This is a genomic window from Phenylobacterium sp. 58.2.17 (assembly GCF_026411515.1).
GTDB lineage: Bacteria > Pseudomonadota > Alphaproteobacteria > Caulobacterales > Caulobacteraceae > Phenylobacterium.
This window is the reverse complement of sequence record NZ_JAPMTQ010000094.1, coordinates 1-2,233: the sequence shown is the minus strand read 5'-3', so window position 1 is coordinate 2,233 and position 2,233 is coordinate 1. Positions and strand designations below refer to the sequence as shown.

General features: G+C 68.2%; 3 protein-coding genes. 1 reads left to right on the top strand and 2 read right to left on the bottom strand.

What is annotated here, in order from left to right; translation table 11 throughout:
* Together OUA97_RS23135 and OUA97_RS23130 are read right to left on the bottom strand one after the other, a co-directional pair.
* On the bottom strand, positions 1-752 hold a 752-nt coding region (locus OUA97_RS23135), incomplete at its 3' end, for an RNA polymerase sigma factor (RefSeq protein ID WP_267234436.1).
* Positions 749-1,141 carry a YciI family protein gene (locus OUA97_RS23130; protein ID WP_267234435.1) on the bottom strand — a complete coding sequence of 131 codons (393 nt, stop codon included), beginning with the start codon at positions 1,139-1,141 and terminating at the stop codon, positions 749-751. The genes OUA97_RS23130 and OUA97_RS23135, both read right to left, overlap by 4 nt.
* A 226-nt stretch (positions 1,142-1,367) precedes the next feature.
* Between OUA97_RS23130 and phaZ the strand changes: the two genes are divergently transcribed.
* On the top strand, positions 1,368-2,233 hold an 866-nt coding region (gene phaZ, locus OUA97_RS23125; RefSeq protein WP_267234434.1), incomplete at its 3' end, for a polyhydroxyalkanoate depolymerase.

Sequence of the window (2,233 nt, the reverse complement as noted above, 5' to 3'; positions counted from 1 at the left end):
CGCGAGGCGTTGAGCTCCATCAGCGCCAGCAGACCGTGGGCCTCCGGCTCCTGTGGGGCCACGGCGATCAGCACCCGGGCCAGACGCAGCGCCTCGTTGCAGAGCTGGGGGCGCAGCCAGTCCTCGCCGCGGGCCGCCGTGTAGCCCTCGTTGAAGATCAGGTAGACGACCTCCAGCACCGAGGCGAGCCGCTGCGACAGCTCCTCGCCGCGCGGCGTCTCGTAGGCCAGGCCCGACTCCGACAGCGTCCGCTTGGCGCGCACGATGCGCTGGCCGATGGTCGCCTCCGGCAGCAGGAAGGCGCGGGCGATCTCGCCGGTGGTCAGGCCGCAGACCATCCGCAGCGCCAGGGCGGCGCGGGCCTCGCGGGGCAGTCGGGGATGGCAGGCGGTGAACACCAGCCGCAGCATCTCGTCGCCGATGTCGTCGTCGAGGGGGGCGTCGAGGTCGGGCATGGCCTGCTGCTCGCTCTCCAGCTCGTGGGCGACCATCGCGTGCTTGCGGGCCAGCATCGTCCGGCGGCGCAGGTGGTCGAGCGCGCGGCGCTTGGCGGTCGCCATCAGCCAGGCGCCAGGACGTTCGGGCACGCCGGTCTGCGGCCAGCGTTCGAGCGCGGCGACCAGGGCTTCCTGGGTCAGTTCCTCGGCCAGAGGCACGTCGCGCAGCATCCTCGCCAGCCCGGTGATCAGGCGTGGCTGTTCGACCCGCCAGGCGGCGAGGATCGCGCGATGGGTGTCGACCTCGCGCGTCAAGCGCGGGCCGGCGCCTGGATCTGGCAGGCGGCTTCGAAATCCTCCGTCGCCATGGGACGGATCTCGCAAGTCCCTTCCCAGCCGGGCATGTAGTCGATGTGCATCTGCATGAAGTTCATGGCTGAGGCGACCGCCTCTTCCTTGTTCTGCATGTCGAAGATCGCGTAGCCGCCGATCATTTCCTTGGCCTCGACAAATGGCCCGTCGATCAGGTTGAGCTTGCCGGCTTTCAGCGCGACACGGGCGCCCATCTGCATCGGCATCAGCCCGCCTGTGTCGATCATGCGCCCGGCCTTGATCTCTTCGTTGGCCAGCTTGTCCATCGCCTCCATGAACTCAGGCGACGGGGGGCTCGTGTCGGCGGACGTGATGATGAACATGAAACGCATGGATTTCCTCCTCGGCGGGCCGGGGCGAGGAACGCCCGCGAGTCCACCCGCTACATGGGATCGACGAACCAGGCCCCGCCAGATCGACAGGCGAGCTCGAAAAAGTCGCAAATATCGTTCGATCAGGCGAGCTTGAGCGTGATTTCCCTGGCTGGCTGCGGCATCAGCGCTGGACTCGCTTAACCACCACCGTGTTATGTTGCGCCGCAGCAAAGAGGACTCGGCGATGCTCTACACGCTCTATGAGGCCGGCTATTACGCCACCACCCCGCTGCGCTGGGCCGCGCGGGCCACGCGGGATTTCTGGTCCTCGCCGCTGAACCCGGCCAAGGACAGCGAGCTCGGCCGGCGGCTGTTCGCCGGTTCGGACCTGTTCGCCAACCTGACGCGCCGCTACGGGCGCCCGGCCTGGAACATCGATTCCGTCCAGATCGAGGGCGAGAAGGTGCGCGTGCGCCCGACCGAGGTCTGGTCGACGCCGTGGGTGAAGCTGATCCACTTCAACCGCGACATGGCCGACATGCGCCGGGCGGGCCGCCGCGAACTGGAGCCGGCGGTGCTGATCGTCGCGCCGCTGTCGGGCCACTACGCGACCCTGCTGCGCGGCACGGCCGAGGCCTTCCTGCAGGACCACGAGGTGTTCATCACCGACTGGTCCAACGCCCGCGACGTGCCGGTGATGGAAGGCCGCTTCGACTTCCACGACTATGTCGACCATGTCCGCGACATGCTGCGCCAGCTGGGGCCGCGCCCACACGTGGTCGCCGTCTGCCAGCCGGGTCCGGCGGTGCTGGCCGCCGCCGCGCTGATGGCTGAGGACGGCGAGGAGTGCCGCCCCGGGACCATGACCATCATGGGATCGCCAATCGATGCGCGGTTGTCGCCGACGGTGACCAACAAGCTGGCCGAGGAAAAGCCGTTCGCCTGGTTCAAGTCGACGATGATCGACACCGTGCCGGCGCCCTATCCGGGCATGGGGCGGCGGGTCTATCCGGGCTTCGTGCAGCTCTACTCGTTCATGTCGATGAACGCCGAAAAGCACCAGGACGCGCACCTGCGTTACCTGGAGGACCTGATGAAGGGCGACGGCGA

Coding starts and splice junctions, on each gene's coding strand:
- OUA97_RS23130 (WP_267234435.1), bottom strand. CDS start 1,141: ATGCGTTTCATGTTCATCATCACGTCCGCCGACACGAGCCCCCCGTCG.